Annotated in this window: 11 protein-coding genes and 2 pseudogenes; 9 read left to right on the top strand and 4 right to left on the bottom strand. The window is 72.1% G+C overall.

Features of this window, described 5'->3' with window-relative positions:
- Positions 1-8 precede the first annotated feature (8 nt).
- Together ACIRB7_RS23270 and ACIRB7_RS23275 are read left to right on the top strand one after the other, a co-directional pair.
- The gene (locus tag ACIRB7_RS23270) at positions 9-422 is read left to right on the top strand and encodes a hypothetical protein (protein WP_403601794.1); all 414 of its coding nucleotides are present in this window, start codon (positions 9-11) and stop codon (positions 420-422) included.
- 289 nt (positions 423-711) lie between these two features.
- Positions 712-2,379, top strand: coding sequence for a WD40 repeat domain-containing protein (locus ACIRB7_RS23275; protein ID WP_403601797.1), 1,668 nt, complete (start codon positions 712-714; stop codon positions 2,377-2,379).
- Positions 2,380-2,412: 33 nt separating this feature from the next.
- Here ACIRB7_RS23275 and ACIRB7_RS23280 read toward each other — a convergent pair whose 3' ends face one another.
- Complete coding sequence (locus ACIRB7_RS23280) at positions 2,413-3,201, bottom strand: hypothetical protein (RefSeq protein ID WP_403601800.1); 789 nt, start codon at positions 3,199-3,201, stop codon at positions 2,413-2,415.
- A 311-nt stretch (positions 3,202-3,512) separates the two neighbouring features.
- Positions 3,513-5,210, bottom strand: coding sequence for a PucR family transcriptional regulator (locus tag ACIRB7_RS23285; protein ID WP_403601803.1), 1,698 nt, complete (start codon positions 5,208-5,210; stop codon positions 3,513-3,515).
- Between the two features lie 305 nt (positions 5,211-5,515).
- Here ACIRB7_RS23285 and ACIRB7_RS23290 point away from each other — a divergent pair, with 305 nt between their 5' ends.
- From ACIRB7_RS23290 to ACIRB7_RS23315, 6 genes and pseudogenes are all read left to right on the top strand, one after another.
- Positions 5,516-6,406, top strand: a complete 891-nt coding sequence (locus ACIRB7_RS23290; RefSeq protein ID WP_403601806.1) for an FAD binding domain-containing protein — start codon at positions 5,516-5,518, stop codon at positions 6,404-6,406.
- A gap of 2 nt (positions 6,407-6,408) precedes the next feature.
- Complete coding sequence (locus ACIRB7_RS23295) at positions 6,409-6,996, top strand: (2Fe-2S)-binding protein (protein ID WP_351220232.1); 588 nt, start codon at positions 6,409-6,411, stop codon at positions 6,994-6,996.
- Positions 6,997-6,998: 2 nt separating this feature from the next.
- Positions 6,999-9,386 (top strand): xanthine dehydrogenase family protein molybdopterin-binding subunit, encoded by a 2,388-nt coding sequence (locus tag ACIRB7_RS23300; protein WP_403601809.1) that lies wholly within the window; start codon positions 6,999-7,001, stop codon positions 9,384-9,386.
- Positions 9,387-9,672: 286 nt separating this feature from the next.
- Positions 9,673-11,148 carry an NCS2 family permease gene (locus ACIRB7_RS23305; RefSeq protein ID WP_403601811.1) on the top strand — a complete coding sequence of 492 codons (1,476 nt, stop codon included), beginning with the start codon at positions 9,673-9,675 and terminating at the stop codon, positions 11,146-11,148.
- A gap of 45 nt (positions 11,149-11,193) precedes the next feature.
- Positions 11,194-12,330, top strand: a complete 1,137-nt coding sequence (locus ACIRB7_RS23310; RefSeq protein WP_403601814.1) for an XdhC family protein — start codon at positions 11,194-11,196, stop codon at positions 12,328-12,330.
- 116 nt (positions 12,331-12,446) lie between these two features.
- Positions 12,447-13,643: pseudogene (locus ACIRB7_RS23315) on the top strand (MFS transporter); the annotation flags it as partial.
- Here the strand turns inward: ACIRB7_RS23315 and ACIRB7_RS23320 are convergent.
- Positions 13,553-14,623: a helix-turn-helix transcriptional regulator gene (locus ACIRB7_RS23320; protein ID WP_403601817.1), complete on the bottom strand. Its 1,071-nt coding sequence runs from the start codon at positions 14,621-14,623 to the stop codon at positions 13,553-13,555. The pseudogene ACIRB7_RS23315 and the gene ACIRB7_RS23320 overlap by 91 nt on opposite strands.
- 167 nt (positions 14,624-14,790) lie before the next feature.
- On the opposite strand from ACIRB7_RS23320, the gene ACIRB7_RS23325 reads away from it, so the two are divergent.
- Positions 14,791-15,591, top strand: a complete 801-nt coding sequence (locus ACIRB7_RS23325) for an aldo/keto reductase (protein ID WP_403601859.1) — start codon at positions 14,791-14,793, stop codon at positions 15,589-15,591.
- A 27-nt stretch (positions 15,592-15,618) separates the two neighbouring features.
- Here ACIRB7_RS23325 and ACIRB7_RS23330 read toward each other — a convergent pair.
- Positions 15,619-15,894: pseudogene (locus tag ACIRB7_RS23330) on the bottom strand (sugar kinase); the annotation flags it as partial.

The following is a 15,894-nucleotide window of genomic DNA, read 5'->3' on the forward strand; positions in this document are numbered from 1 at the left end:
AGAAGCACATGCGAACTCTCAAGAGCCGTACGGCGATCGGTGTCGGAGTGATGGCTCTCACCGGAATCCTGGGAACGGCCGGGACGGCCGCCGCGGCACCGGCCGCCGCTCCCGTCCAGCAGGCGGAGAGGGTCACCGAGGCCGGCCAGGTCCAGCCGCTCGCCCTGTACAGCCGCAACGTCTGGAAGACGGTCAACCACCGGACCGGACCGGCCGGGACCTTCACGCTGATAGGCAAGCTCTACGCGAACAACGCCTACACGGTGAGCTGCTGGAGGCTCGGCGAGGTGGTGACCGCCGAGGGCACCACCAACAACGTGTGGATCTACGCCAGGAACAGCGCCGGCCGCTGGGGCTACGCCAGCGCGATCTACTTCTCGGGGGACAAGTACGCGAACCTGCCGTCGAGTGCGAGGTGCTGACCGACCTGACTCCCGTCGCCACCCGGGTCCTGGAGGGCCGTGACCCGGGTCGGAGATTCGTCTGAACGGGGACCGACAGGTCGCCGAGGGCGTCCGGAGCCCCGCACCCGCTCGACAGCGTGGGTGCGGGGCTCCGGTGCGGGAGCACGTCGACCGGCTCGGAGGGACAGCGGGCGTCCCACCGGGGCCACCCCCGATCCGGCCTGATCGGCAAGGTCCCTCCCGGCGCTTCGGACCACTAAGGTCGTTGACGTCAGCCGTCCGCGCCGCGTCGCCCGTGAGGTGCCCCATGCCGTCCGCGACCCCGTCCCCGGCATGGGACGGACGACCCGCCACCGGCACGGAAGCCGGGGCCACGGCCCTGCTCGGCTGGCTCACCGATCCCGAGGCGCCCCGGCTCTGCCTCGTCACCGGCGCCCCCGGCAGCGGCAAGACGGCCCTGCTCGGCTGGCTCGCCGCGTACGGCCCGCGGGCCGGCCGGCCGCGCCGCCGCGCGGCACGGGTGCTCGTCCCGCTCGCGGGCCAGAGCGCCCTCGGCGCGACCTGGACGATCGCCGACCGCCTCGGGGTGGTGGCCAGGTCGCCCGGCGACCTCGTGCACGCCCTCGCCACCAGCGAGGCCCGGCCCGCCGGCCGTACCGTCCTCCTCCTCACCGATCTGCACGACGCCGCCGAACCCGCCGCGCTCACCGAGCTGATCGCCGAACTCGCCGGTGTCGGCCGGATCCGTCTCGTCGTCGAGGCCCGCAGCGACACCCCCGCCCCCGCCGCCCTGCGCTCCGACCGCAGGGTGACCGTCGTGGACCTCGAAGGGGACGCCGACCTCGCCGACGACACCGCCCCGCGGCGGGAACGGCCTGTGCCGGACCTCTCCGACCCGGTGGCCGTCTGTACGGCGGACCCGCTGCTCGTCACCACGGCGTACGTCACCGGTTCCGCCGCCGCCGGACTTCCGGGCACCCTCGACGGCCCGGAGCCGCCCGCCCGTCCCGGCGAGAACGCCGCCGAGGACCACGGCGGGCTGCGGGCCGCCTGGATGCGGGCCGGACAGTCACTCTGCCGTGAACAGGCCCCGGCCGACCGGGCGTTGGTGCTGCTCGCCGCCCTCGGTGACGGAGCCGATCCCCGACTGCGCCCCACCCTCGCCGAGTTGGCGGCGGCCGCTCCCTGGCGGCTCCGCTGGGCACGTCACCGCGGCGACCTGACCCCGCCGTGGCCGGGCCCCGTCACCGTCCTCGGCGCGGCCGGCGGCCCCCTGGAGGGAACCCTGCTCGTCGGCGACCACACCGGCACCGTACGCCTCCTCCACGAGGTCGACGCCAGCCCCTCGGGCCGCCTTGCCCACACCGTGCCCGGCCGGATCACCGCGCTCGCGCCCGCGCCCGACGGCACGGTGCTGCTTCTGGACGACCGGGGCAGGCTGCACACCGTACGGGGGGCGGCGCCCCGCGCCCCGTACCTGGAGCGCCTCACGGAGGCGGTCTCCGCGACCCTGGCCCGGCATCCGGGGACGGCCCTCGCGGCCATCGCGGGCTCGGTGGTGGTGGGGGACCGGCTCGGCTCCGTGCACGCCTTCGGGCTGACGGGCCTGCATCAGGCGGCCTCGCACAGCGGCCGGGTCACGGCGGTCTCGGCGGTCGACTCCGAGACCCCGTTCGTCTGTTCCGGCGGCGCCGACGGTACGGTCCGGATCTGGACCCCGGGCCGCGATCCGCGCCCCGACCCCCTCACCGAACGCCCCTCGCCGGTGGTCTCCCTGCACGCGACCCAGACCCCGCACGGCCCGCTGGTCGCCGTGGCCTGGGCCGACGGGCTCGTCGCCCTCCACCGCCCCGAGGGGGGCCGGACGTTGTCGTTCCGTCCGGGCCCCCCGGTCCGCGCGGTCGCCGTCACCGGCTCCGGCTCGCTGCTCATCGGCACCGACGAGAGTCTGGTGTGCCTCGCTCCCAAGAGCTGAAGGCGCGTCACGAGGCTTCCCGAAAAAGCGAGTTCAGACCGCCGTCTGCGGCGTCAGCTGGCTCGCCAGCCAGGTCGGCACCCCGCCGAGGAGCCGGAAGAGACGGCGGGCCTCCGCGCGCAGCCGGCCCGCCTCCGGCTCCGTCTCCGTGGTGGCGAGGGCGGTGAGCGCCGGGGCCGTACCGACCAGGTAGCCCAGCTCCTCCCGGATGCGGAGCGACTCCGCGAAGCCGTGCCGGGCCTCCGCCAACTCGCCCTCCCGCAGGGCGAGTCCGGCGAGATGACGCCAGGTGGAGGAGAGCAGCAGCGAGTCCCCCTGCGCGACGGCCCCCGCGTGCGCCCTGCGGTACGCGGCACGGGCGGCCTGCGGGGAGTCGGAGAGGTTCTGGGCGATGAGCCCCCGCCGCAGGTCGAGCAGCGGCCTGCCCTCGGCGGACGGGGCGATCAGGGCAGCCGCCCGGCCGAGGGCCATCCGCGCCTCGTCGGCCCGGTCGCGTACGCCGAGCAGCGTGGACGCGTAGGCGAGATAGCCCCGTTCGCAGGCCGCGGCCCCGCGTTCCTCGTCGGTGCGGGCCACCGCCTCGGCCGCCCGGAGCGCCTCCTCGGCGTCGGCCCAGCCCTGTTCGGTGTAGAGGCAGCGCTCGATCAGCAGCGCGGCCCGTTCGAGTGCGGCGGCCGGTTCGGCCGCGTGCGGCGCGAGCAGCGCTGCCGCGTCCGTCCAGCATCCCCGGGAACGGAGCCGCCATATGGCGGTCTCCACGGGCGTCTCCTTGCCGTAGGCGAGGGACGGATCTTCGCCGCCACTTGATTCGGAACCAGACATGGCGGTATCCGCCACATTGCCCTCCCCGAGCACGCCATTGAGCTGTTGAGTGAGAAACGCATCTCAGCACGAAGGGGAGTACCTGGCCAAGGGGTCAGGTGAAAGATTTCACAAGAGGGCGGCGGATCGGGGTACCGCTGCCGGGACCGCGGCCGAGGGCCCGTCAGATCGCCGCGAGGCCCGTGATCAGGCCCTGGGGCGGCCTGCCGGCCGCCCCGGCCGACGGGCGTCACCGGCCAGGACGTCACTCCACCGGACTCGCCCGAAGGGGTGAATCCCGAACGGGCCTCTCAGCTCATCCGCTCATCCGTTCAGCTCATCCGCAGGGCGAGGAAGAAGTCGAGCTTGTCCTCCAGACGCGACAGATCGCGTCCGGTCAGCTGCTCGATCCGGCCCACCCGGTAGCGCAGCGTGTTCACGTGCAGGTGCAGCCGGGTCGCGCAGCGCGTCCAGGAGCCGTCGCAGTCCAGGAACGCCTCCAGGGTCGGGATCAGCTCCGCCCGGTGGCGCCGGTCGTAGTCGCGCAGCGGGTCGAGCAGCCGGGCCGTGAACGCGCGCCGGACGTCGTCCGGGACGAACGGCAGCAGCAGCACGTGCGAGGCCAGCTCGTGGTGGCCGGCGGCGCAGACCCGGCCCGGACGGGCGGCGGCGACCCGGCGGGCGTGCCTGGCCTCCTCCAGGGCCCCACGGAGGCCCTCAGCCGAGTGCACGGCCGCGCTGACCCCGAGGGTGAGCCGCCCGTCGTCGGCGAGACCGGCCGAGAGCGGGGCCCGTACGGCGGCGAGCAGCGCGTCCGCGTGCAGGCCGAGGGCGGCCGCAGGGCCGTCGTCCTCGCTGTCCGGCAGCGGCCCCGCCGCCAGCGGTACGAGGGCGATGGCCTCGTCGCCGCTGTGCGCGACGGCGATCCGGTCGGCCGAGTCGGCGCCCACGGTCGCCGGGTCGACGAGGATCTCCTCCAGGAGCGCCTGGGCGACCGGGCCGCCGTCCACGGCGGTGCCCTGCCCGGCCTCCTGCTCCCACTCGACCCGGGCGACGACCACCTGCCAGTGCGGGGCCGTGCCCAGGCCGGGCAGCAGCACCGGGGCGGCGACCCGCAGCCTGGCCGCGATCTCGGCGGGCGCGGCGCCCGTCTGGACCAGTTCGAGGACCTCCTGGGCGAGCCGGCGCCGTACCGTACGGGCCGCGTCGCGCCGGTCCCGCTCGACGGCGATCAGCTGGGTGACGCCCTGGAGCAGGTCGAGCCGGGCGGCCGGCCAGTCCCCGGCGTCCGCCTCCACGGCGAGCAGCCAGTCCGAAAGGACCGTCTCGCGCACGTCCCGGGCGGCCGGGACGGCACCGCGGCCGGTGTTGCGGATCGGGAAGAGCGAGTACGCCGTTCCGCCGGTGCTCAGCCGGTGCGGGCCGCGCCGCCCCGTCCGGGTGGCGGCCAGGTGCTCACCGGCCAGGGTGGCGGCGAGGCTCGCCGTGAGCGGCTCGCCCGCGCCCGCGATCTGGCGGCCGGTGGGGGAGAGGACCCAGGCCCGCAGGTCCAGGTCGGAGCCGAGCAGATCGAGGACCACCTCGGGGCCGCCGCCCGCCGGTCCCGAGGTCATGAGCCGCCGGTGCCGGTCGACGACGGCCGCCAGGTCACCGGCCCGCTCGCCGGAGACCTGTCGAACAACGTGCTCGGTGATCGTCGCGAACGCAACGGACTCGTTCACCGCGAAGAGCGGCAGCCGGTGGCGTGAACACGCCTGTACGAGATCGTCGGGGATGTCGCCGAGCTCCGCCTCGCCGGCGGCGAGAGCCGCGACCCCGGCCGAGGCCAGGATGCGGGCGAAGGGCTCGGCGTCGGCGGGCTCCCGCAGCCAGGCGAGGCCGGTGAGCACCAGCTCGCCGCCCGAAAGGTACCGGCTGGGGTCCTTGAGGTCGGTCGTCATCACGCCGCGGACGGTGCGATCGAGCTCGTCGTCGCCGCCGAGCAGGCGCAGCCCGAGCGCGTCGTTCTCCAGCAGTGCGCGCAGCCGCATCGTGTCGCCGCCGTTCCTTGGTCAGTGGGGTGGAGGGTGTCGCGTTGTCGACGGTGCAGTGGTGCCACCGTTTCCAGGGGAAAACAGCGAGGTTCCTGTTCCCCGCCTTTCGTTCGAATCTACAAGACGACAACGGGAGCCAGCCAACTCCTTCATGTTTTCGGTGACTGCACCCGGGCGATCGTGGCCTTGTGTACTAGGCCACACACCGCGTGAACAGCACATGAACGTGAAGTCGAGGGCCGGCCGTACCCCCGGAACCCTGCGCGACCCCCGATCACCAGAATCACTAGAAGAGAGCCACCATGGACTTCCTTCGCCCCGCCAGCTGGGAGGAGGCGCTCGCCGCCAAGGCCGAGCACCCCACGGCCGTGCCCATCGCCGGTGGTACCGACGTCATGGTCGAGATCAACTTCGACCACCGGCGCCCCGAGTACCTCCTGGACCTCAATCGCATCGAGCTTCTGCGCGAGTACGAGGTCGGCGAGGAGAACGTACGGCTCGGCGCCTCCGTCCCGTACACCCGGATCATGGAGAACCTGCGGGCCGAACTGCCCGGTCTCGCGCTCGCCTCGCACACGGTCGCCTCCCCCCAGATCCGTAACCGCGGTGGCGTCGGGGGCAACCTCGGCACCGCCTCGCCCGCCGGCGACGCCCACCCGGCCCTGCTCGCCGCGGGCGCCGAGGTCGAGGTCGAGTCGGTGCGCGGCAGCCGGTTCATCCCGATCGACGAGTTCTACACGGGTGTGAAGCGCAACGCGCTCCAGCCCGACGAGCTCATCAAGACCGTCCACATCAAGAAGGCGGACGGCCCCCAGCAGTACTCCAAGGTCGGCACCCGCAACGCGATGGTCATCGCCGTCTGCGCCTTCGGTCTGGCGCTCCACCCGGAGACCCGGACCGTCCGCACCGGCATCGGCTCCGCCGCGCCGACCCCGATCCGCGCCAAGGAGGCCGAGGCCTTCCTGAACGCGGCTCTGGAAGAGGGCGGCTTCTGGGACAACGGCAAGATCATCACCCCGTCGGTCGCGAAGCAGTTCGCCGACCTCTGCTCGGGCGCCGCCAACCCGATCGACGATGTCCGAGGCACCGCCAAGTACCGCCGCCACGCCGTCGGCATCATGGCCCGCCGCCAGCTCGGCTGGACCTGGGAGCAGTACCGGGGCACCGGTCGCACGCTTGAGGGAGCTGCATAACCATGCGCGTCAATTTCACGGTCAACGGACGTCCGCAGGAAGCCGACGACGTCTGGGAGGGCGAGTCCCTCCTCTACGTTCTGCGTGAGCGGATGGGGCTTCCCGGCTCCAAGAACGCCTGCGAGCAGGGCGAGTGCGGTTCCTGCACGGTCCGCCTCGACGGGGTGCCGGTCTGTTCCTGTCTCGTCGCCGCCGGCCAGGCCGAGGGCCGCGAGGTCGTCACGGTCGAGGGCCTCGCGGACTTCGCCAAGGAGCGTTCCGAGCACGCCGGTTGCGCCACGGGCGCCTGCGGCACCTCGCTCGACGCCGCCAAGAAGTGGGAGGCCAAGCCCGGCCAGGACTCCCAGACGGGCGAGGGCGTCGAACTGAGCCCCATCCAGCAGGCGTTCATCGACGCCGGCGCCGTCCAGTGCGGCTTCTGCACCCCCGGCCTGCTCGTCGCGGCCGACGAGATGCTGGAACGCAACCCGTCCCCGTCGGACGCGGACATCCGCGAGGCGCTCTCCGGCAACCTCTGCCGCTGCACCGGTTACGAGAAGATCCTCGACGCGGTCCGCCTCGCGGCCGCCCGTCAGGGAGAGGCGGTCTGATCATGGCTGGCACCACCACGGGTATCCCCCGCGACGTCACCCAGAACCACGTCAAGGGCGGCATCGGCGAGTCCACCCTCCGCCCCGACGGCACCCTCAAGGTCACCGGCGAGTTCGCGTACTCCTCGGACATGTGGCACGAGGACATGCTGTGGGGCCAGATCCTGCGCTCCACCGTCGCGCACGCCGAGATCGTGTCCATCGACACGACCGAGGCCCTCCTGATGGACGGCGTCTACGCCGTCCTGACGCACGAGGACCTGCCGGCCGCGAAGAACTACGGCATGGAGTTCCAGGACACCCCGGTCCTCGCCTACGGCAAGGTCCGTCACCACGGTGAGCCGGTCGTCCTCGTGGCCGCCGACCACCCGGAGACCGCCCGCCGCGCCGCCGCCAAGGTCAAGATCGAGTACCGGGAGCTCCCGGTCATCACGGACGAGGCCTCGGCCACCGCTCCGGACGCGATCCTGGTCCACGAGGGCCGCGACGACCACCACTCCGGTCACGTCCCGCACCCGAACATCGTGCACCGCCAGCCGATCATCCGCGGCAACGCGACCGAGGCCGCCAAGAAGGCCGACGTCATCGTCACGGGCGAGTACACCTTCGGCATGCAGGACCAGGCCTTCCTCGGCCCGGAGTCCGGCCTCGCGGTGCCGTCCGAGGACGGCGGTGTCGACCTGTACGTCGCCACCCAGTGGCTGCACTCGGACCTCAAGCAGATCGCCCCCTGCCTCGGCCTGCCCGAGGAGAAGGTCCGCATGACGATGGCGGGCGTCGGCGGCGCGTTCGGCGGCCGCGAGGACATCTCGATGCAGATCCTCGCCTCGATCCTCGCGCTCCGCACCGGCAAGCCGGTGAAGATGGTCTACAACCGGTACGAGTCCTTCTTCGGGCACGTCCACCGGCACCCGGCGAAGCTCTGGTACGAGCACGGCGCCACCAAGGACGGCAAGCTCACGCACATGAAGTGCAAGATCGTGCTCGACGGCGGCGCCTACGCGTCGTCCACGGCATCGGTCGTCGGCAACGCCTCCTCCCTCTCGGTCGGCCCGTACGTCATCGAGGACGTCGAGATCGAGGCGATCGGCCTCTACACGAACAACCCGCCCTGCGGCGCCATGCGCGGCTTCGGCGCGGTCCAGGCCTGCTTCGCGTACGAGGCCCAGATGGACAAGCTCGCGGCGAAGCTGGGCATGGACCCGGTGGAACTGCGCCAGCTGAACGCCATGGAGCAGGGCACGATCATGCCGACCGGCCAGGTCGTGGACTCGCCGGCCCCGGTCGCCGAGCTGCTCCGTATCGTCAAGTCCCGCCCGATGCCGCCGGAGCAGCAGTGGCTCGCGGCCGGCGAGGCCGCGGACGTCCGCGCCCTTCCGGGTGGCCTCTCCAACACCACGCACGGCGAGGGTGTCGTCCGGGGCGTCGGCTACGCCGTCGGTATCAAGAACGTCGGCTTCTCCGAGGGCTTCGACGACTACTCGACCGCCAAGATCCGCATCGAGGTCATCAACGGCGAGGCCGTCGCCACGGTCCACACCGCCATGGCGGAGGTCGGCCAGGGTGGTGTCACCATCCACGCGCAGATCGCCCGCACCGAGCTCGGCGTCCAGCAGGTCACCATCCACCCCGCCGACACCCAGGTGGGCTCGGCCGGTTCGACCTCCGCGGGCCGCCAGACGTACATGACCGGCGGCGCCATCAAGAACTCCTGCGGGATCGTCCGCGAGAAGGTCCTGGAGATCGGCCGGCGCAAGTTCGGCTCGTACCACCCGGCCTGGGCCAACGCCGAACTCCTCCTGGAGGGCGGCAAGGTCGTCACCGACGGCGGCGAGGCCCTCGCGAGCATCGCGGACGTCCTCGAGGACCAGGTCGTGGAGGTCGAGGAGGAGTGGAGGCACCGTCCCACCCAGGCCTTCGACCTCGTCACCGGCCAGGGCGACGGTCACGTCCAGTACGCCTTCGCCGCGCACCGCGCGGTGGTGGAGGTCGACACCGAGCTGGGCCTGGTCAAGGTCATCGAACTGGCCTGTGCCCAGGACGTCGGCAAGGCGCTCAACCCGCTCTCCGTCATCGGCCAGATCCAGGGTGGCACCACCCAGGGCCTGGGCGTCGCGGTGATGGAGGAGATCATCGTCGACCCGAAGACCGCGAAGGTGCGCAACCCCTCCTTCACGGACTACCTGATCCCGACCATCCTCGACACGCCGACCATCCCGGTCGACTACCTCGAGCTGGCCGACCCCAACGCGCCGTACGGCGTGCGGGGCATCGGTGAGGCCCCGACCCTGTCGTCCACCCCGGCCGTCCTCGCGGCGATCCGGGCCGCGACGGGCCTGGAGCTCAACAAGACGCCGGTACGCCCCGAGGCGCTCACCGGCACCCTCTAGAACTCTCCGGGCGGTACGTGCCTCCCCAGGAACGTCACACTTCCCCCCGCCCGTACCGCCCGGAGTAACCCAGCAGCACCAGCAGCACCAGCAACAACGGCAGGACCAGCAACACCCGTAGCACCGGCAACACCCGCAGTACCCGCAGTACCGATTCACTTCGTTCGTCTCGGGCCGTCCCCCGGGTCGTGCAGCCCACGCAGCATCCCAAATCCCGCAACTTCACCAGATCAGAGTCCTTCGAAGTCTGACGCGGGTGCCCCTTTGAACCTTGGGAGTAGGCCCCATGACCCAGTCGTCTGTGGAGCCCAAGACCGCTTCGGAGGACGCGGGCTCCGGCTCCAACGTCCCCGCCGGCCGCTCTTGGCTCGACCGGTACTTTCACATCTCGGAGAGAGGATCCTCCGTCGCGACGGAGATCCGCGGCGGCGTCACCACCTTCATGGCGATGGCGTACATTCTCCTGCTCAACCCCCTGATCCTCGGCGGCAAGGATGTGGACGGCAACGTCCTCAGCCAGCCCGCCCTCATCACCGCGACCGCGCTCGCCGCCGCCGTGACCACGCTCCTGATGGGCTTCTGGGGCAAGGTCCCGCTGGCCCTCGCGGCGGGACTCAGCGTCTCCGGTGTGCTCTCCTCGCAGGTCATCTCCGTCATGACCTGGCCGCAGGCGATGGCCATGTGTGTGGCCTACGGTGTGATCATCTGTCTCCTGGTCGTCACCGGCCTCCGCGAGATGATCATGAACGCGATCCCGCTGGCGATCAAGCACGCGATCACCATCGGCATCGGCCTCTTCATCGCGATCATCGGCTTCGTCAAGGCCGGCTTCGTCCACGAGAACCCCTCCCCGGGCGGCGGCCCCGTCTCCCTCGGCCCGGCCGGCGAACTCATGGGCTGGCCCGTCCTCGTCTTCGCCGTCACCCTCCTGCTGACCTTCGCGCTGCAGGCCCGTAACGTCCCCGGCGCCATCCTCATCGGCATCGTCGCGGGCACCGTCATCGCCATGATCGTCAACGCCGTGGCCGACATCCCGGCCAAGGGCGCGGGCTCCTGGTTCTCCGGTGCGCCGGAGCTCAACGGCAGCGCCGTCTCCGCGCCGGACTTCTCGCTCATCGGCGAGGTGTCCTTCAGCGGCTGGGGCGACGTCGGCTACATCACGATCACCATGATCGTCTTCACCCTGGTCCTCGCCGGCTTCTTCGACGCCATGGCCACGATCATCGGTGTCGGCTCCGAGGCCAACCTCGCCGACGACAAGGGCCGCATGCCGGGCCTGTCCAAGGCCCTGTTCATCGACGGCGCCGGCGGTGTCATCGGTGGTGTCGGCGGCGGCTCCGGCCAGACCGTCTTCGTCGAGTCGGCCACCGGCGTCGGCGAGGGTGCCCGCACGGGCCTCTCCTCCGTCGTCACGGGTGCCTTCTTCGCCCTCTGCCTCTTCTTCACCCCGCTCACCGCGATCGTGCCGGCCGAGGTCGCCTCCGCCGCCCTGGTCGTCATCGGCGCGATGATGATGCAGAACGCCAAGCACGTCGACTGGAGCGACCGCTCCGTGGCGATCCCGGTGTTCCTCACCGTGGTCCTGATGCCCTTCACGTACACCATCACCACGGGTGTCGCGGCCGGTGTCATCTCCTACGCCGTCATCAAGGTGGCGCAGGGCAGGGCCCGCGAGGTGGGAGCCTTCATGTGGGGCCTCACCGCGATCTTCATCGTGTACTTCGCGATCCACCCGATCGAGAGCTGGCTCGGCGTCGGCTGACGCCGCCCCCGCCGCCCTCCCCACACCTTCCAGAGGAGAACCGAGATGCTGGACATCGCCGAAGAGCTGAACCGGTGGGTCGAGCAGGGACGTGACTTCGCCGTGGCCACCGTGGTGGCCGTCGGCGGCAGCGCGCCCCGGCAGCCGGGTGCCGCCCTCGCCGTCGACAGCGAGGGCACGGCGATCGGCTCGGTCTCCGGAGGATGTGTGGAGGGCGCGGTGTACGACCTGTGCACGCAGGCCCTCGAAGACGGCAAGACCGTCGTCGAGCGCTTCGGCTACAGCGACGAGGACGCCTTCGCGGTCGGTCTGACCTGCGGCGGCATCATCGACATCCTCGTCACCCCGGTCCGCGGCGGGGTCTTCCCCGCCGCGCTCACGGCCGCCTCCACGGGGGAGGCGGCGGCCCTGACCCGGATCGTCGCCGGCCCCGAGGACCTCATGGGCCGGGCCCTCCTGGTCCGCCCCGACGGCTCGTACGAGGGGAAGCTCGGCGGCCACCCCGAGCTGGACCGCACCGCGGCCGGCGAGGCCCGCGCGATGCTCGACGCGGGCCGCACCGGCACCGTGGAGATCGGCGAGGACGGCAGCCGCTGCGGGCAGCCGCTGACCCTCCTGGTCGAGTCCTCCGTCCCCGCGCCCCGCATGATCGTCTTCGGCGCCATCGACTTCGCCGCCGCCCTCGTCCGGGTCGGCAAGTTCCTCGGCTACCACGTCACCGTGTGCGACGCGCGGCCCGTCTTCGCGACGCCGGCCCGCTTCCCCGAGGCCGACGAGATCGTCGTCGAATGGCCCCACCGCTACCTGGAGTCCACGGAGACCGACGGCCGGACCGTCCTCTGCGTCCTCACCCACGACGCCAAGTTCGACGTCCCCCTCCTCCAGGCCGCCCTCAAGCTTCCCGTCGCCTACGTCGGCGCGATGGGCTCCCGCCGCACCCACGAGGACCGCAACAAGCGCCTGCGCGAGGTCGGCGTCACCGAACTCGAACTCACCCGCCTGCGCTCCCCGATCGGCCTCGACCTCGGAGCCCGTACGCCGGAGGAGACGGCCCTCTCCATCGGCGCGGAGATCGTCGCCAACCGCCGCGGCGGCAGCGGCCGTTCCCTCACCGGCGCGCACACCCCGATCCACCACGACGGCCCCCGCGAACCGGCCGGACGGATAGGTTCCGTCGCCTGAGAGGCAAGCCGGGGCCCGAGGAGGAGCGCGACGGGTGAGACCCGGACGGGGGCACCGGAAACGGCGTCGGAGGTTCACTGACAGAAGATGTCAGTGAACCTCCGGAGACTGACGCCATGATCCTCCGCCACCACTCCCGCCGCGCCGAGCGGTTGCTCGTGCCCGCGGCCTTCGCCACCGCTCTCGGCAACAACGTCCAGCTCATCGTCGGCGCGCTGCTCATGATCAGGGAGCAGCAGACGATGATGGCCGTCGGCTGGCTCTTCATCGCCGTCGCCGGTCCGCAGGCGCTTCTGTCGCCCCTTTTCGGACGGCTGGCCGACTGCTTCGACCGGCGGAACCTGTGGATCGGCTGCGATGTCGCCAGCGCGGCGCTGGCCCTCGGGCTGCCACTGTGGCTGGTTTGCGGAGGCGCCCTGGGTCCTGGGATCTACGGCGCCAACCTGGCCCTGGCCGTGGTCAGTGCCCTGTTCTTCCCGGCAAGCTCCGCGCTGATCAAGGAACGGGTCCCGGCGGACCGGCTGCGGCGCTTCAACGCCCGCTACGAGATGGCGACGCAGGCGGGGATGTTGCTGTCGGCGACGATCGGCGGGCTGTCCGTCCAGGCGTTCGGCGCCGTGCCGCTCCTGGTGTTCAACGCCGGGACCTTCATCGTCTCGGCGCTCTGCGTCGCCGCGGTGGGGCGCCGTCCGGACCGGGCGCCGACGGCCACCGCCACCGGGGAGCCGGCACCGACCCCGGCAGCGCCGCGCGGGCCGCTGCGGATGCGCAGCTTCATCCTGCTCTACGCCCAGGGGAGCGTGGTCGTCACGGTCTTCAACGCTCTTCTGCCCACTGCCGTCATCGGAGAACTCCAGCTGGGGCCGGCGACGTTCGGCGCCGTGGACGCCCTCGGGGGCCTCGGTTTCCTGGCGGCCGCCGGTGCGTACCGGATCGTCAGCAGACGCAGTCCGGACCTTCGCATCGCCGTCGTGGGTTTTCTGCTCTGCAGTGTCGGCCTGGTGCTGCAGAGCCAGTTCGGGATCGTCGGCTATCTCGTCGGGGTGCCGCTGGGTGCGTTCGTCTTCGGGCAGGCCAGGATCGCCTCCCGGACCATGCTGATGGCCTCGGCCGACGAGTCCTCGGTGGGCAGGGTTTTCGGGCTGGCGAACGGCGGCGGGCTCGCGGCCACGGTCGGGGTGATGTTCCTGGTCGCGATGATCACCGATCGCAGTGACACGCGCTACGGCTTCGGGGTCCTCGCAGCCCTCGCGTTGCTGGCGACCCTGTCGGCCGGACTGCTGCTGAGGTCGCCGGCCTCCGCCCGGCCCGGTGCATCCGCCGGTCGGTACCGGTCGAGTACGGCAGCGGCCGTCTCCGCGATCTTGCGGCGCAGCTCCTCGGGAGCCAGCACCTCGATCTCCGGCCCCAGTGACAGCAGCGTCGGGACCGCCGACTCGACCGACTCCAGTGGCACCGTGGCCGTCACCCAGCCGTCCGCCTCCGACGGCCCTGCCGAGGCCTGGACGGCGCGGACCAGTGCCGCGTCCAGCCGGTCCGGCAGCGCGGACAGCATCGCCGGGGCGATCCGGACGGAGGCCTGAAGCCGCAGTCTGCGGGCGTCGTAGACGGTGAGGTAATCCTGCCAGTGAGCGGCCAGGTCGAAGTCGTCGGGGCGCTCGAAGCTGTCCTCTCCGACGTCCAGGCGGAGGATCGACGACACCCGGTAGGTCCGGACCGCGCCGTCCACCGCTGCGACGAGGTACCAGACGCCCGCCTTGAGGACCAGGCCGTAGGGGTCGAGCTCGCGCTCGACCTCCTGCGGCTCGGCCCAGCGGCGGTAGCGCACCTGGATCCGCCGCTGGTTCCACACGGCGTCGGCGAGCGCCACGAGAGCGGGCGGGGAGTCCTGTTCCCGGTACCAGCCGAGAGCGTCGAGGTGGAACCGCTCACGGACCCGGCCGGCTCGGTCCCGCACCGGAGCAGGCAGCGCCGCGGTCAGTTTCAGCTGTGCCGCCGCCAGCACCTCGCCCAGTCCCAGGTCGTCCGCCGCGCCGGGCAGCCCGGCCAGGAACAGGGACTCGGCCTCGTCGGCGTGCAGTCCGGTGAGTCGGGTCCGGTAGCCGCCCAGCAGCTCGAAACCGCCGTGGTGCCCGGCGTCCCCATAGACCGGAATGCCCGCGCCGCTCAGCGAGTCGATGTCCCGGTAGACGGTCCGCACCGAGACACCCAGCGCCTCAGCGAGCTCACCGGCCGTCAGCCTGCCCCGGTTCTGGAGCAGGAGGACGAGGGAGAGGAGCCGGGCCGCGCGCATGCACCGATCATTCCAGGCGGGCCCGGGTATCGTCGTCGGCGAGGGGGAGAACGGTGACTTCAAGCACAGAGCGCACTCCGGACACGGCGACCGCGTCCTCCACCGGGGGCAAGGACACGCCCTCCACCGGAGGCGAGCGCACGTTCTCCGTCGGAGGCGAACTCCGGGTGGACCGGCTCGGGTTCGGCGCCATGCGCCTGCCGACCGCGCCGGGCCCCGAGCGGGAAGCCGCTCTGCTGGTCGCCCGGCGCGCGGTCGAGCGGGGCGTCACGCTGATCGACACCGCCCACATGTACGGGTGGGGAGCCAACGAGGAACTCCTGGCCGAGGCCCTGCACCCGTATCCGGACGGCCTGTTGATCACCACCAAGGTCGGGGTCGTCCAGGGCGGCCCGGAAGGGTGGGCGTACGACGCACGGCCCGAGAGCCTGCGCGAGCAGGTCGAGCACGGCCTGCGCCGGCTCCGGACCGAGCGCATCGGCCTGCTCCAGCTGCACCGGATCGACCCGGCGGTCCCGGTCGCCGAACAGGTGGGCGCACTGCGCGAGTTGCAGCTGGAAGGGAAGATCGGGCACATCGGTCTCTCCGAGGTCACCACCGCGCAGCTCGACGAGGCGCGGCAGACCGCCGAGATCGCGAGCGTGCAGAACCGCTACAACCTCCTCGACCGGGAACACGAGTCGGTTCTGGAGGCGTGCGAGGCCGCAGGCATCGCCTTCCTGCCCTGGCGCCCCGTCGCCGCGGCAGCCGACTCCGGTCAGGCATCCGCGCTCGCCGCCGTCGCCGACGAACTCGGCGCCACCACTCCCCAGGTCCTGCTCGCGTGGCTGCTCGCCCGTTCCCCGGTCGTCCTGCCGATCCCCGGAACCGGCTCGCTCGTCCACCTGGAGGAGAACCTCGACGCGGCGGACCTCCGCCTCACCGACGCCCAGCGCCGGCGCCTGGATCCGCCGGCCATGCCCGCCTAGCGTGCGGTCGTCGGTGACGCGCGAGGTTCAGTGCGCCGTCCTGTCCCGTACGGTCGAGGCCCAGGCCGGCTGTTCCTCGGTGTGGTCCGTCTCGGCTCGTCGGCCGCCCCGGGCGAAGAAGTCCGCGAGCGGCAGGATGGCCGCGCCGACCGTGACCGCGTCGGGGCCGAGGGTGCCCAGGTCGATGGTGACGCGGGCCGCCGGGTATTTCAGGGCGTACTCCGTGGCGTAGTTCTTGACCGTTTCGAGGAAGCGGGTGCCCAGTTGGAGGCCGGCCCAGCCGCCGACGAGGATGCGTTCGGG

Source organism: Streptomyces sp. NPDC093795, assembly GCF_044764665.1.
GTDB lineage: Bacteria > Actinomycetota > Actinomycetes > Streptomycetales > Streptomycetaceae > Streptomyces.